The organism is Flavobacterium hiemivividum, from assembly GCF_004349145.1.
Lineage (GTDB): Bacteria > Bacteroidota > Bacteroidia > Flavobacteriales > Flavobacteriaceae > Flavobacterium > Flavobacterium hiemivividum.
Map to the genome: position 1 here is coordinate 1 of NZ_SMFO01000008.1, position 17,217 is coordinate 17,217.

Below are 17,217 nucleotides of genomic sequence, written 5' to 3' on the forward strand. Positions count from 1 at the left end.
GCTCCTGAAACTAAAGGTGTTGTAAGGTTCAAAGTTGAACCAACACATAGTGGGCCATTATTCGATGCAGTTGGTGTTGCCGGTATCGGGTTAACAACAACTGTGGTTGAACCTTCTGCACTTGGACAACCTGCTACAGTTACTATAACATTGTATGTTCCCGCAGTAGCTAGAGTTACTCCGGAAATACTTGGATTTTGTAATCCAGAACTAAAACTATTAGGTCCAGTCCAGCTGTATGTTGCTCCTGAAACTAAAGGTGTTGTAAGGTTCAAAGTTGAACCAACACATAGTGGGCCATTATTCGATGCAGTTGGTGTTGCCGGTATCGGGTTAACAACAACTATGGTTGAGCCAGCGGCACTTGGACAACCTGCTACTGTCACTGTAACATTGTATGTTCCCGCAGTAGCTAGAGTTACTCCGGAAATACTTGGATTTTGTAATCCAGAACTAAAACTATTTGGTCCGGTCCAGCTGTATGTTGCTCCTGAAACTAAAGGTGTTGTAAGGTTCAAAGTTGAACCAACACATAGTTGCCCATTATTCGATGCAGTTGGTGTTGCCGGTATCGCATTAACAATAACTGTGGTTGAGCCAGCGGCACTTGGACAACCTGCTACAGTTACTGTAACATTGTATGTTCCCGCAGTAGCTAGAGTTACTCCGGAAATACTTGGATTTTGTAATCCAGAACTAAAACTATTTGGTCCGGTCCAGCTGTATGTTGCTCCTGAGACTAAAGGTGTTGTAAGGTTCAAAGTTGAACCAACACATAGTGGGCCATTATTCGATGCAGTTGGTGTTGCCGGTATCGGGTTAACAACAACTGTGGTTGAACCTGCTGCACTTGGACAACCTGCTACAGTTACTATAACATTGTATGTTCCCGCAGTAGCTAGAGTTACTCCGGATATACTTGGATTTTGTAATCCAGAACTAAAACTATTAGGTCCAGTCCAGCTGTATGTTGCTCCTGAAACTAAAGGTGTTGTAAGGTTCAAAGTTGAACCAACACAAAGTGGCCCATTATTCGATGCAGTTGGTGTTGCCGGTATCGGGTTAACAGTTGTTGAAATACTATTACTAGTTGCAGGATTTCCAATAGGGCATGGCGTTATGTTTGATGTTAAAACAACTGAAACAACCCATCCGTTCTGAAGTGTCGATGTTGAAAAAGTATTACTTAAACTTGGAGTACCAACGTTTAAGCCATTTACTTGCCATTGATACAAGGGACTATCACCTCCGTTTGTTGGAGTTGCTGTAAACATAACAGACTCACTTGCGCAAATAATGTTATTGCCATCACTTGAAGATATACTTACACTAACAGGTATCAATGGATTTACCGCAAAGTCATTTACACTTATGTTAGCTACTGCACCAGCGGTAATTGTAATTTTTCCTGTTGTTGCATCATTAGGTAATGTTACATTAATCTCTGTATCACTTATTACTGTAAATGTTGTAGCTGATAGTCCGTTAAATAATACATCATCAACCTCTGTCGGTACTTTAAAACCGCTGCCATTTATAGTTATGGAAGCCCCTGAATTAGAGCAAGCGCTGCTAGGAGTAAAACTTGATACTGTTTGTCCAAAACTAAAAAGAGTGCTCAGAAACAATAAAATTATGAAGAAGTATTTTTTTTTCATGAGACCTACGATTTAGATTCAAAACAATTATTATTTCTGAAAAATGCAGATGGTGGGTGCCGAGTCAATTTTATAAACAAAACAATAATCTTTACTTTAGGTAAAATATTTATAAAAAATAAAAAATAGAAATAGACTAAATTATTTTATTGTTTAATTTACGAGATTTTTCTTCTTAAATTAAAGTATAGATTTGGCTTATCTGACTTAAAGTTAGGTGTTTGAAATGTATTTTTTGATTTTTATACTTGTTTTTCGATGAACGGATTTTATCTATCGACGAATCACCTGTTTAAAAAATACATGAAAGAATTTTCTATGCTATAAGTCTGTGTAAAAACAAAAAAACTGTCTAAAAAGACAGTTTTTTTGTTTTTGACTAGCAATCCTACATTAGGGAATAATTATTTTTTTACTTAATTCTCCATTTGTAGTTTTTATTTTTACGACATATATTCCTGTGCTTAATTTTTTAACTGGTAGGACAATTTGGGTCTGATTTTTATTCTCAATTTCCCAATTTGAAACAGTCTGACCTAGTATATTGAAAAGGGCAACTTCGTCCACTAATAAATTTAAGATGTAATTTGTAATAACTAACGTCTCATTATTCTCAGAATAAAAAATATTGATGCTATTTTCTATCTTAGTTTCTTCACTTAGGCTAAGTGTTTTGCCAGTAAATCTCAAAATGTAACGATTGTTGTATTTGCCGACATCAAAATAAATTTTAAAGTCGTTTTCTCGTAGATTATGATAAACTGCATTTCATGTCTTGTAAATAAATTTCAGTGCTTTTTGGAATATTTTCCAAAGCATCAATTCTTATAGTTACTTCACTATAAACTTCTTTGTTGAAAGAAAGTTAGGAACCTATCGTTACGGCCTCTAATTTTATAAAAGAAGAAAAAGAAGAAGGATGTAAGACCGTATTATAACCGTAATAAAGCCCGATTATATTTGTAGTCTATACTTTAAGAAAGCAATATAGTGGTGCCATGCTAACAATTTCGTTTTTTATCCATTTTTATTCTTAAATTACAAAAAAAAACATAAAAAACTGTCACGATAGACAGTTTTTTGTTTGTATAAAGGTTGATTAAAATAAATTAAGGAATAATTATTTTCTTACTTAAATCTCCTTTTGAAGTTTGAATTCTTGCGATATAGATGCCAGAACTTATTTTCTTGATAGGTAGCTGGATGTTTTGTTGCGATTGATTCTCTATCTTCCAAGTGTTTATAGTCTGTCCAATGCTGTTATATAACACGACTTTCTGTACCGTTATATCTATTGAAGAGTTGCTGATTATCAGTTTATTGTTGTTTTGGGAATGACTGATAATAATGTTGGTTGAATTTATGACTTCCTCTTTTATCGCTAATTTTTTATCTGTAAAACGCAATGAGAATCTTGTTTTATTCTGGCCTGCAGGAAGAGTAACTTCAAAGGCTTTACTACGAATATCATTATAGGTGTCATTCTCCAAATCATAAATAAATATATTTTGATTTTTGTCAAAATTTTCTAAATCATCAATCATGAAACTTACTTTTCCCAAAGCATCAGTTTTTACACCAATAGGGTAGGAGGCGCTGGCATTAAAATAGCCCACTCCCTGAATGATTAATTCCGATTCGTTAGTTAAAAAATAAATATCATTTGGTAGATTATCAAAACTGGTTCCATCATATCCATAATCAATACCATCGGTCGCTTTTTCATTCATAAAACCTAATAAGAGCTGTTTGTGGTAATCGTTATGTGAGGTAAAGCCCAATCGAATTCTTTTTATATTATCTTCAGGAGTTATGTCACTATTGTTGTTGTTCCAAGCTTCCTTTTTAGTTTCTTTCATTTTATACAAAACATTCGATGATTCATTTTCATTTTCTTTAACAAAGGCTCTCTGACTGTTTTTGAAAATTACAGTACTAGTTGTGGAGCTTGGACGACCACTAATAAAAAAACCTTGGCCCACAGGGATATATCTGTTGGGAATTCCTCGGGAAGGTGTGTCGACCTTACTTATAAAGTCAACATTTGCGGAGGATGGTGCTATACCTCCAGTTAAATTACGAACCGCATAACCTCCTTGATAGTCCCTTAGAACATGAGTGTTGTTCGCTTTATAATGTTCCCAGAAATATAAAGTTCCATTAGTAACATCACTTGTATTGGAGTCAATGAAACTTAGGTTGTCTTGTATAAAAGCATTTGAGTCTAATGCTGAAGGATAGGGGTTTCCAGCTAATAATAGTTGATTTGGATTAATTGTATTAGTTGCGATCAAGCCGTTGTTCGGTTTTCCCACAAAGGTATAGTTTTGGTTATCCGATGTTGCTCCACTTCCTTTTAGGGTGTAGCCTTGACCTACCCTGACAGTTCCGGTTTCACCAATTCCGCGCCAATTTGCATATGCATTACTATAGTTATCAAATTTATATACCCAATAACGTGCTAGGCTAATAGGGGATGTTGGAGAACCATCATAACCACCAATCCATTTTAAATTTTGTGGTGTCGAGCTAGTTCCGTCTTTCATCACGTCAGCAATTGTATAATCAGGATTATTAGTCGTTGTATTTATAGGACTAACGGGAGAACTCCAATAATTGTAGTTGTACTTGTTCGATTGTCCTTGTTGATCTCTTTCAATAGACCCAGAACTAGTTACATCCAGATCACTTTCAGTAGTTTGTACCAACTGTGACATGCCCACTAAATCAATTTTTCCATCTAATTTTAAGTACCAATCATTTTGTATTTTGGTGTCATTATTCATCACAATATTTTTTCCTGAGTCAACAATCATTCCCAAGTCAATATTGTTAGCCGTTTCAGCAATATCATGCTGAACTTTTACTATTGACCAGTCTTGCTCCATGATATCATTTCCTCTGATTTCTTTAGTGGGGCTGTTTACCGCAGTTGCAAAACTTCCGGTGCGTTCAGTTAAAAATGGCATCGGAGCCTGTTGCACATAAATATTTTTATGGTTATAAATTTTTGTTCCTGTAACATCAATAGCTGTTGTTGTCAGGTCATCAATGATATCATCTTTGTAGGTGTCCATTCTATAATAACGGAGCAAAGAAGTAAAAGGCAAAGAAGCAGGCGCGGTAGCGACATTTTTTGGAACAATCAAACCTCTAATTTGCGAACTTACATCTTGAATTTCTTGATACACCATCCTTTGAAATTGTGATTCGGTCAATGCTGAATTAAAGACTCTTACTTCATCTATTTTTCCTTTGAAATATTTTGCACTCGTACTAGGATCTCTTCCTAAAGTAAGTAATGTTGCATCAGCTGATATACTTCCGTTTTTAGCTTGTGTCGCTACTAAAGCTCCATTTAAATATAATTTGATATTTGATCCGTCATAAGTTACTCCTACATGGTACCATTGTGATACATTCAAAGTGGTGTTAAAAAGAACTGATGTTCCATTTACAACCGCTTCTAATTTCTTAGCTGCAGTAATTCGGATTTGAAAATTATTTTGTCCTACAATAACTCCATCGGTTGAAAATGTAGGGTTTAAATTGATCCATGCCATAAGTGAAGCATTGGCTAAGCCTCCAAGAATGGCGGTGCTTTGGCCGTAATCATTTCGTCCGTCAAAATCTAGATACAGTTTGGTACGGATGTCTCTAGGAGATCCCCATTGAGACGTATTTGTATCAAAAGTATCTAGGATCCCGTCTTTATCAATGTCGGTTGTGCCATCAATAATGCCATCATTATTAGTATCTAAAGTTTTATAATCATAAATCAATAGTGTATTAGCAATATCAAATGTACTTCCATTAGATTCAACATCAAGATAATCAGGAATTCCATCTCCATCAGTGTCTTTGAGATAGGTAGTAGCTGGATTTGCAGTTGCGATACCTTGTCCTAAATTTCCATATTGGTTCGTAACACCTGTGCCATAGTCATAAATGTCTAATATTCCGTCGCCAAAACCTTCAGTTATTCCATCTCCATTAATATCTTTACTTCTAAATGTTTCTGATTCTGGCCCATCGCCAACACCATCTCCATTGATATCACCATCTCCATTTTGATATCCAGCAACGGCATTTGTATTTCCAGCTCCAGATTCGTCCACGTCAAAAAGACTGTCATTATCGCTATCTAAATCAATATAATTAGGAATCCCATCTCCGTCAGAATCTAATGCCGGTAATGCCGCTACTGATTCACCACTATCATGAAGTCCATTTCCGTTGGTATCTAGCCAAGTAGCATCAATTTTTCCTTTGGCGTTACTCAAGTTTCCTAAACCTGCTTCAATTACATCTTCTATACCATCGTTATCTGCATCCAAATCAAACATATCGGCTACACCATCATTGTCTAAATCGCATAAAGTTTGTGAAATTAGGATGTCATCAAGGGCAAGGTCATTACCGCCACCACCAGGAGCATTATTCTTGAAACGAATGGTAAAGGCATTTACATTTCCTAAGTTGACGCTAGTGGTGAATTGTTTCCAAACTCCTTGAGCACAAGTATTATCTGTGGTGCTTCCAGAACATCTGCCAATATCACCTGTGTTGAAAGTAGTAAGAAGATTGTTTGATAGATCATAAAATTCAACTGTAACATTGGGTAAAATTGAATTTGGAAAGGTAGATTGTGCCATGATATTTAGTACCCAAAAGCTATAAGTTATAGGTAGATTTGACAAGACACCGGTAATGGTTGTTTCATAAAATGTACCTGGGGTAAAACTGGCATTAAAAACGGCCATTCTTCCATTGGTATCTCCTGTGGTATGATCTTCCCCATTGTACCAAGCCAAATCGCCATGAATGTTTTCAGGATCACTAGCAATTGTTCCTGTTATTTTAGAAACCACCGTGTATTCACCATCGTCCAATATCTTAGTTGATTGCGAAGGACATTCTGTAGTATTGGCTCCAACAATTCCGTCTTCATAGCAATAGGTTGTTGTTGCATTATAGGCGGCAGTAAAGTCTGAAGTTCTTCCTCCAGTGCCAAAGGTTTCATTTAGGAATTTATAATCTACTTTATGTCCATTGGAACTATTGCAATTTATTTCCTCGGTTGCATCCAGAATGCCATCATTATCATCATCAATGTCAAAGTTGTCATAAACTCCGTCGCCATCGCTATCAAAAAAAGTTTGGATTCCTGTTCCTTGAATGGAGAAATCATAAGGATTCTCATTACTGTCATTGTTTACAATTGAAATTGCAGCGTTTTTTTCACCTAGCGTGCTGGGGTTAAAGCTAACAGAAAATGTAGAGCTGGCTCCGGGAGCAATTGAAGCATTCGGACTTGTTGTAACTGTAAAATCACTGGCATTAGCTCCAGAAATAGTAATGGCGCCTATAGATAAGGAGGTAGCTCCCGTATTTTGAATCGTATATGTTTTTGTAATGATTCCCGTACTCGTTTCCATCGATCCAAAGACTGTCCAATCTGAAGTACTTGGGGTAGTATCTCCATCAATAATTGAAGTAGCATTTCCTAGAATATTTATTTCTTGTGGTGTAATCACAGTTGCTATCACAGCGGTTCTTGATGAAGAGGTGCATGAACCGTTATTTGTTTCTACGTAATAAGTTGTTGTAGCAGTAATAGTTGGAGTAGTAAAACTAGTTCCTGTCCCTAAAGCAGTTCCGTCGAGACTAGTTGCAAACCAAGAAATTGTTCCTGCAGATGCCATTGCTCCTAAAGTTACTGTTCCTGTACCTACTGTAGATCCAGGAGTTGTGCTTGTAATTGTAGGGATAGCCATTACGGTTACAGTTGCCGTATTATTTACATTAATTGTTGAATTGCAATAATTTGGAGTGAATCCACCACTAGCAAGATTTGTGATTGTTATAGTAGTCGATCCGAAATTTGGCAATGTGCCAGTGTTGAAACTTCCCGAACCTGCCGTAGCAACTGTCATAGTTGCTGTGATTCCTGTTGCTGTATTTACACCAGTTAAATTATAAGTAACAGTATAGGTACCAATAGGTAATCCTGTTGCTGTTGAAGTAACAGCTACATTTGCACTACTTTTTGCACATATTGGAGTCGTAACTGATGTGGTACTTAAGTTGTATGTAGTAGGGCAGGTCCAGGTTACAATTACCTGACCTCGAAAACCATCCCCTCCTTTTCTATTAGCGTTTCCAACATTTCGACCACCACTTCCACCGCCACTTAAGGCAGTTGCAGAATTTCCATCTGAGCCGGAACTTATTGTACCTGGGGCTCCATCACCTCCTTCAATTGTACCTCCGATTCCTTTCGTGCTACCACTTGCATTTCCGCCACTTCCAGTGCTACCTGCACCACCACCACCACCACCGCTAGCGCCTGCTATAGCATTTCCTCCAGCTCCACCATTTGTTGTGATCCCAATAGTTGCGGTGCCACCGGCACCTAAAGAGTTATTACCAAGATTTCCACCGGAACCTCCTATGGCCGTTACGGTAGTACCAAAACTTGAAGTTTCACCAGTTGTTCCATTTACTTTATCCGCCCCAATACCTCCAGCCCCAACTTTGATTGTTATTGCTGTACCTGAAGTTACAGGTACGTTAGTAGCTTTAGTATATGAACCTCCGGCACCACCACCACCTGCTTGTGTTTTATTTCCGCTGCCTTGAACGCCTCCGCCTCCGCCTCCTCCTCCCCAAGCTTCTACTTGAACATTGGTTACTCCAGGGGGAACTGTAAAAGTTCCAGAAGTAGTGAAGGTTTGAGTTGTTTGTGATATTCCAAAGATTGTTATGAAAAGTAGGCTAATTGTAAAAACTATTTTTTTATTTACTAAAGTAATTTTCTCCATAATCTAATTACTGTATTTAATTAATGTTCCGCTTATTATTTTTTATTAGGATCATATTTGAGTATTTTTTTATAAATGCTATAAATTTAAATTTATTATTGCAAATAATCTGCTTAAGTACTAATAAAATCGACAAAATGCATTTTTGTTTAATTATAGTAGGTTAATTATTGTTAAATAATTAATTTTTAATACAATTTTTGATAGTTATTGTAGTACAGTAATAATAACTAATTTGTAAATTTTAGAATAATTCTTATTTACTAAAAGTAGTTACGATAAATCGCAACTACTCTTAATTAGAAATTGAATATTCTCTATCTAATGCTTTTTTTTAAATGAAGATAGTCAAGATATAAAGGATTTACTTAGTAGAGGTATCTCAAAACTCCTTGAGCTGCATGAATGCTACAAAGAACGGGTTGGGTAGATTGCAGGGAATTAATCGGTTATTTATTTCCTGAAAATTTTACAATTGTAAAAAACACTTTTAGAACCACAAGAGTGAATAAGTTTATGGAGTTAATATGCTTGATTAACAGTGTTTTATTTGAAAATAAAAATGGGACAAAGAAGAATATTTCTTTCTTGTCCCATGTAGTAGCGAAGACTACAGGTGAACTCGTTACCTCAGGGTTATGAAAAACGCTATTTTTATTATATTCACCCTAACTTTGCGATTTTATAGAACTTTATCGAATCTTGAATGCTTCGATATTTGTTTTTTCGGACTATTCCTCACTCTTTATTTAATGGATAGAGGGAGTTAACTAGATATAAATCCTGTCCAAATTTGCTTCAACGAGAACTTTGCAAATAGTATGATTATTTAATTTGTAAGTAAATTTATGATCGATATGTTACGGTTATAGTACATCTTGTAATTTACCATAAGCTTCTTTGTGTTTTTGAGTTGGTATTTTTTTTAGATTTATCATTTTCCAAAGAACCGAAGGAAGGTTTGCAATTACTTCAATATTCTCCATTTCTAGTAAATTCCAATCTGGCGTTTTGTTTTTAAAAGATAAAAGAAATTTACAATAAAAAAAAATAACATGAAAAAATCTGAAAAGTTGTTATTGTGTGGCTAATCGAAAAATTTGCAAATAGGTGTGAATTTATTTTTTATTGCAGGGAAAACTTAGAATGTTTTGTTTAAATAATGTAATCCTATTTTTCGATTTTACTTTTATTAAGCATCATGAATTTTTTTATTTCTTGTCCAGAAATTTTAGGATTAGCTCCTTCTTGACCTGCTACTAAAGCTCCTACCGCACATGCATAATTCAATGCCTTTTGTGGAGATTTACCTCTAAGCAAGCGCGATAGGAGTGAGGCCAAAAAAGAATCTCCAGCACCAACAGTATCTACTACTTTTACAAAATAACCACTATTGTAATAAAATTTACCATTATAATATAGAACAGCTCCAAATTCCCCTTTAGTGACACAAAGCTGTTTTGTATTTGTTTTCTCGGCAATGAATTTGATGTTTTGTTCAAACGAGTTATATGGCGAATTCAATTCTCGGCTTATTTCACGTAATTCTTCATCATTCAACTTTATAAAGTCAGCTTTTAGCATTAATGAGTAAATTACTTCTGTTGTATAGTATGGAGCTCTTAAATTTGCGTCTAAAACTTTATATTGTGCATTGTCCAAAAGAGAAAATAAAGTTTCACGAGATACTTCATCTCTGGATGCTAAACTTCCAAAAACAAAAACATCTGCTTCGGTAATCAGTTTATCCATTCTTTCTGTTTTTTCAATTTTGTCCCAAGCAGATGGATATAGTATGTCATAGGAAGCATTTCCCTTTTCATTTATCATCACATGGACTGCGCCCGTTTTATATTCGTTTGTTATTTGAATTAAATCAGTAGAAACTTCATGATCGTTTAGATATGATAAAATACCTTCTCCATTTTCATCCGCACCTACGCGACTTATCATGTTCGTTTTAATTCCCATAGAATTCATTCGCAAAGCGACATTTAAAGGAGCTCCTCCAATTTTCTTGTGAGTTGGAAAAATATCCCATAGCACTTCCCCATAACATACTGCACTTAAAGCGTTCTTTGTCTTCATAGCAAAACTTATTAAAAAATTAAGAATAAGTATATTAAGGACTTATTCAGTAAAAAAAAATATAAGTTAAAGGCAAGAATAAACCTTGCCTTTAACAGTATTAAATTAATAACCAAAAAATAATTTTATTCTTAATAACCTGGATTTTGTTTGTATAATCCAGCCGTAAAATTAATTTCTCTTTGTGGTATTGGGTAATATTCATCTCGACCCGCTGTAAACTTGGCATTCGAAAGAAAGTCTCTTTTTGTTTTTTCTTTAGTAAGATAAGCATTTAACACGGGTTCAGCGATTCCCCATCTTACAAGGTCAAAAAATCGAGGACCTTCCATACCAAACTCTAATCTTCTTTCAAACATCAATGCTTTCATTGCATAATCTTTTGATGGAAAAGCCAAGTATGGCGAAATTTTATAAACATCTGAAGCACCTGCTGCTAATGGCATTGACTTACTAGCTGCAGCTCTTGCTCTTACAAGATTTATAATAGGCAAAGCTTCGTTCTGGCGGTTCAACTGGATTAATGCTTCCGCTTTAAATAATAAAACATCTGCATATCTAATGAAATCAACATTTTTAGACGTTCCAATAAATGGTCCGTTTTTTACATAACAAGAGCAGTCTGGCGATTGTTGTTCTTTCATATTCCCAAAAAAACCATAAACACCTGGATCTCTCGCCCAACTGAATTTGTAAACCATATCACCCGCATTTTTCAAAGTGTTTTTGTATTTAAATGGTCTTCCAGGAACACCTACAGTATGATCAATTCGAGGGTCAAGAGTTACTCCAGCCGTTAGCGGAGCATTACCATTTCCATCAATTGTTTTAAAAATATCAGAATCATTAAACGTTTCTAATAATGGCAATCCGTTTGCATCTGTTTTAAAAGCATTCACCATATTTTGACTCGCTAAGTGAAAACCACAACATCCATAAAGAGAAGTTCCATGCGGAGAGTTTAATCCGGTTACAAAACTTACTCTTCCAGTATTTGTACCATCATTGATAGAAAACTGAACAGCCCAAATAGATTCTTGTCCATTATCATTTCCATCCAAAAAGTTTTTTGCATAATCAGTTTCTAAACCACCTGTTACCGCATCAGCATAATCAATCACCTCTTGTAATCTTGCGGTATTTATGCTTGTTACTTGATGATTATCATTTTGCTGATAAGCTTGATACAATCTTAGTTTTGCCAAATAGGCCGCCGCTGCATTCTTATCGGCTCTACCAACTTGATCTTGCGCTTGTTCTAAGTTATTAAAGGCGAAAACGAAATCTTCCGCTATTTTATTCCATAATTCATCACTTGTCAAATCATTTGATGTCTTTAATATTTGCTCCTTAGATAAATCTTCTGATATATATGGAACTTTATTAAATAGTAATTTCAACATAAAATGCGAATGCGCTCTTAAAAAACGTAATTCTGCTTGCCTTGTTTTCTTTTTTGGAAATTCCGCTTCTGTCAATCCATTGATAACAGACAAAGCAAAATTAGCTCTTGAAATGGCCTTATAATGGTTTGTCCAAGTTCTAGGTAACATAAAATCTCCATAATCAGCAATAGTTGTATTGTATTGTTCGTAACGATCAATTACATCGACATCACCACGACCGCCACCGCCTTTGTAAGCATCATCAGAACGCACACTTCCATAAACCCATTGATTGGTTATTGGCCCTACCATTTCGTCATTTCCTATTGCAGCATAAGCTGCAGTAACAAGAGCATCTGCATTTTCTGCTGTTGCAACACTTTCTGAAGTCAAGACTCCTGTTGGTTCATAATCTAAAAAATCGGAGCTACATGATGCCAAAAACAAGATTGACAGGCAGCTAATAACTATTTTATTATATTTCTTCATGATAATTGCTTAAAAATTAATGTTTAGACCTAATGAAAATGTAGTTGGAACTGGTATTCTATTTACATCTGTGCGCTCTGGATCCTGTCCTATATATCCTTTTGGTGTAAACCAAAATAAATTCTCTCCTTGTGCATAGACCCTGCAATTTGTTATGAATCCTGTTTTTTCTACTAATTTCTCAGAAAGTGTATATCCAAGTTGCATGTTTCTAACTTTGAAATAGGAGTTGTTTCTGAAAAAATAATCAGATGCTTGATTGTCATTATTTGCCAAAGAAAGGGAAGGAACATCTGTGTTTGTATTAGAAGGTGTCCAAGCATTCAAGGTTCCAGGTCCCGCATTTTCTCTACCTTGAACAAAATTATTCCAATAGATATATGGATCTTGTCCAATACGGCCTGTAACTCCTGATCCAAAAACAGAAAAATCAAAATCTTTATAAGCTAAACTAATGTTGATTCCGTATTCTAATTTTGGCAATGTGCTTCCAATGAAAGTTCTATCTTCAGAATTTATTACACCATTTCCATCAAGATCAATATATTTAATTCCTCCTAATCTGGCAGCCACTTGTGTAGCATGTGAATCTATTTCAGCTTGACTTTGAAACAAACCGTCAGTTTTGTATCCAAAAACTTCAAACTGTGAATGTCCTACGATTGAATTAGTCGCTGTCCCAGGATAGGCCGCTCTTACCTCTTCTGGTAATTCAGTTATTTTATTCTTTGTTGCACCAAAATTAGTAGTCACATTAAAAGTCAAGCCGTTATCCAAGGTTTCACCATAACTTACGCTAAGTTCCCATCCTCTGTTAGCAGTATTCGCACCATTTACAGAACGTTGTTGTCCTTCGCCAACAGCGGATGCTACAGGTGGTACAATCAATATACCCTCGGTTTTTCTAGAGAAATAATCAAATGATCCTGATAATTTATTTGCAAAGAAACCAAAATCTAAACCAACATTATATTCCTTAGTTGTTTCCCATTTTAATCCTGAATTTATACCTTGTATAGATACAAAACCAGAAGGTAAATTTCCAGTATTAGCACCATTCAAATCGTAAGCTGTGCCCACATTATAATAAACGTTAAAAAAATCAGGGAAATATACATTTTGATTAGGACCATATCTCGTTTCAAACAAACCAAAACGAGCATTGTCACCAATAGATTGATTCCCCACCTCACCGTAACCAGCGCGTAATTTCAAATTTGAAACTGTTGTAACATTTTTAAGGAATTCTTCATTGTTAATTCTCCATCCTGCAGTTACTGCTGGAAAAATACCATATCTATTATCTTGGCCAAATCTTGAAGAACCATCCCTACGAATCGTGAAAGAAGCTAAATAACGATCTGAAAAGGCGTAATTAAATTTTCCGAATTGAGAAAGCAAACGGCTTCCAGTTGTTATACCATTATTAGTTCTTGCACCAGTTGCCGCTGCAAGTGTAAAATATGATTCTGATTCTACTGCAAATCCTTCAGCACGAGCAAATAATGAATTAAAATCCGTTTTAGTTGATTCAGTTCCTATAAGAATTCCAATCTTATGATCTGAAAGGTTTAAATTATAATTCAAAGTATTTGAAATGGTTAGACTTGAGTATTTATTAGTGTCTATGTTTAAACTATTTATATTTCTAGTAATAAATCCATTGTTTACGGTTGGTTCAATGTCTTTACGTTTAAAATCATTAAAATCTATACCAATACTGTTTCTAAAAACTAATCCTTTTACGATGTCAATTTCAGTGAAAACATTACCATATAAGGACATTTTTCTAGAATTATCCCATCGATTTAGATATTGCATCAACAATGGATTATTTCTATCTGAATATCCAGATCCAATAGGACCTCCATACTCTCCAGTATTAGTGTAAACTGGAATAGTAGGAGCTAGAGATATCGCTAATCCAGGAGTTAGTGCACTACCTACATCAGTAGCTGCATTTCTTTCGTCAGATTGTGTAAATTGAGAGTTGACACCAAATCTTACTTTGTCATTAAACAATTTAAAATTGGCATTAAGTCTAGCAGAATATCTCTCGTAATTCGTATATTTTAACATTCCTGAATTATCCAGATATCCAAGATTTAAAACTGCATTTGCTTTTTCAGACCCTCCTGAAACAGACAAGTCATTATTTACAAGTAATCCTGTTTGATATACTGTATCTTGCCAATCAGTATCACCAGCAGGTACGTTTAGATCGCCTCCTACAAATGGTTTGACGCTTACGCTATTTAAGACTGGATTAGCAAAATCATTATTCCAATCAAAATTATAAATTTCGCCATACCCGCCCGCTGGATCAGCACCATCATTTACAGATGCTTGCCATAATACTTTACCTCTGTCTGCAGCATTAAGCATTTTATAGCGTTGTCTCTTTTCAGAAAGGACTGAAACGTTAGTGCTAAATGAAACCGCAGTAACATCCCCTTTAGTTCTATTTTTAGTGGTTACAATAATGACTCCATTGGCTGCTCGAGAACCGTAAATAGATGAAGCTGAAGCATCTTTCAAAACTTGAACAGATTCGATTACACTAGGACTTAAACTCGCAAACACCTCTGGTCTTACGGTAGGAACCCCGTCAATTACATACAAAGGATCGGTATTCCCCAAGGTACTAACTCCTCTAATCAAAATTTTGCTATTTGCACCACTTGGATCTCCTGATTTTTCAATTGCCAGACCAGCAACTCTCCCTTGGAGTGCTTGCATAGCATTACCAGAGCTCATACTTTGTCCTTCTATCGGCTTCAGATCCACGACAGTTACCGCTCCCGTTAAATCGGCTTTTTTCTCTCTAGAGTAACCAGTTACAACAACATCATCTAATTTAAGCGACTCTGATTTCAATGAAACATCTAAATTAGTTTGTCCATTAAGCTTAATAGTTTGTGTAGCAAAACCTGTATAGCTAAATATTAATGTTGCATTTTTATCTACATTATTAATTGTAAATCTACCGTCAAGGTCTGTAGATGTACCCATATTTGTACCTGACACCAGTACTGATGCTCCTGGAAGAGTCATCCCATCATCTGCGGAAGTTACTACTCCTCTGATTCCTATATTTTGGGCCGATAAAGAAGTAAAGGACCCCATCAGGATTAAGTAAAGAATGATTTTGTGTTTCATAATTAAAGTGGTTTAGTTAAAGTTTAGTTGGTTAATTATTAAGTTTTCAATGGTATATTCTGCATTAGCATTAGAAACCGTGAAATATTGCATTGGTTTATCTGGAAAAAATATTTCCGTCATAACCGTCTTTCCATTATTATAAAATATTTCAATTGAAGTTTTGTCAACAATTACTCTTACATCCATTTTATCAAAGTCACCTATAAAAGGAGCTTTTGAAATGTTTTTTGCAAAAACATCAGAAAAAGCTAAGTTTCCAGATTTTGATCGATCGATAAAAAAGTAATTATCTTCTTTATTGATTCCAAATTCTAATTTATTTTTTGAATCATTTGAAAATGAAAAAGTGTAAACATCCTTTTTTAGATCCTTTATAGTAAAGCGAATATCTAGTTTCGATAAATCGACTAATCCCTTATCTATTATCACTGTTTCTCTATTTATTTTAAGAGATTCTTTTTTAATAGTCTTAGCAATATAATTTTGTAATTCTTTTACCGGTTTAGAGGAGATAATAAAGTGACCGTCCTCTTTTATAAGTGCTAATTCTCTAGGTATCGTCATAGAACTTCTCCAAGTTTCAGTTGGTACTTTTTCTGCATAATTCCAATTTGACATCCAACCTATGAACAATTTTCTGCCATCAACCTCAGATATATTTGCCCAAGTTACCCCAGCATAGTTGTCTCTTCCGTAATCAATCCAAAGTCCTTTTTGTTGTTTTACATCTTTGGCAAAAGATTCATCCAGCGTGAATGTTTTTCCGTCAAAATCACCAACAAAATATTGAGTAGCAGAACCACCATTAGGTCCTCCTGGGTTTATACTTAATAACATTACCCATTTGTATTCATCAGTGCCTTCAACTTGCATCGGAAAAAAATCTGGGCATTCCCAAACACCTCCATGAGCTCCAATATTTTTCCCAAAATCTGAAAGTAGTTCCCAGTCTTTCAAATTTTTAGAACCATAAAACATAGTCTTATCTCCCGCTGCCAAAACCATTAACCATTTTTTATGAATGTCATCCCAAGTTATTTTAGGGTCTCTAAAATCTTTAATATTTGGATTTTTAATAATAGGATTAGCATCATATTTTGTCCAAGTCAATCCTTCATCTAATGAATATGCAATTCCTTGTGACTGATAGTTAGTTTCCCCTGCTTTTTCCATCTTCATATCGTGGTAAGTAAACATCGCAACCATAGGAGGATTTTTCAAGCTCCCAAAACCTGAAGTGTTATTTACATCTACAACTGCACTTCCAGAAAAGATATATCCTTTTTCATCTGGGTAAAGGGCGATTGGTTTTTCTGTCCATGAAATAAGATCTGTACTTATTGCATGTCCCCAATGCATAGGTCCCCAAACATTCGAATCTGGATAGTATTGATAAAAAAGATGGTAATAGCCATTGTAATAAAACATCCCGTTGGGATCATTCATCCAACCTTTTTGTGGAGTAAAATGAAAATTTGGTCTATACAATTCTGCTTCTGTATAATCTTTCTTTTCCGTAAATAATGATTGCTTACACCCTACTAAGAGAACCATTCCCATAATACAACATAAGAGCCTGAAAAATTCTTTTTTAATTACTGTTTTCATAAT

At 35.2% G+C, this 17,217-nt stretch carries 7 protein-coding genes; all 7 read right to left on the minus strand.

Annotated features, from left to right (window positions below):
- A partial coding sequence (locus E0F98_RS11095; RefSeq protein ID WP_207917103.1) for an IPT/TIG domain-containing protein occupies positions 1-1,658 on the minus strand: 1,658 nt, incomplete at its 3' end.
- Positions 1,659-2,051: 393 nt separating this feature from the next.
- Complete coding sequence (locus E0F98_RS11100; protein WP_165929314.1) at positions 2,052-2,348, minus strand: T9SS type A sorting domain-containing protein; 297 nt, start codon at positions 2,346-2,348, stop codon at positions 2,052-2,054.
- Between the two features lie 419 nt (positions 2,349-2,767).
- Positions 2,768-8,482 carry a LamG-like jellyroll fold domain-containing protein gene (locus E0F98_RS11105; RefSeq protein WP_132111442.1) on the minus strand — a complete coding sequence of 1,905 codons (5,715 nt, stop codon included), beginning with the start codon at positions 8,480-8,482 and terminating at the stop codon, positions 2,768-2,770.
- Between the two features lie 1,170 nt (positions 8,483-9,652).
- On the minus strand, positions 9,653-10,570 hold the full coding sequence (locus tag E0F98_RS11110) for a carbohydrate kinase family protein (RefSeq protein ID WP_132111444.1): 918 nt from the start codon (positions 10,568-10,570) through the stop codon (positions 9,653-9,655).
- 131 nt (positions 10,571-10,701) lie between these two features.
- Positions 10,702-12,444, minus strand: coding sequence for a RagB/SusD family nutrient uptake outer membrane protein (locus E0F98_RS11115; RefSeq protein WP_132111446.1), 1,743 nt, complete (start codon positions 12,442-12,444; stop codon positions 10,702-10,704).
- A gap of 9 nt (positions 12,445-12,453) precedes the next feature.
- The gene (locus E0F98_RS11120; protein WP_132111448.1) at positions 12,454-15,603 is read right to left on the minus strand and encodes a SusC/RagA family TonB-linked outer membrane protein; all 3,150 of its coding nucleotides are present in this window, start codon (positions 15,601-15,603) and stop codon (positions 12,454-12,456) included.
- A gap of 12 nt (positions 15,604-15,615) precedes the next feature.
- The gene (locus E0F98_RS11125) at positions 15,616-17,214 is read right to left on the minus strand and encodes a glycoside hydrolase family 32 protein (RefSeq protein ID WP_132111450.1); all 1,599 of its coding nucleotides are present in this window, start codon (positions 17,212-17,214) and stop codon (positions 15,616-15,618) included.
- Positions 17,215-17,217 lie beyond the last annotated feature (3 nt).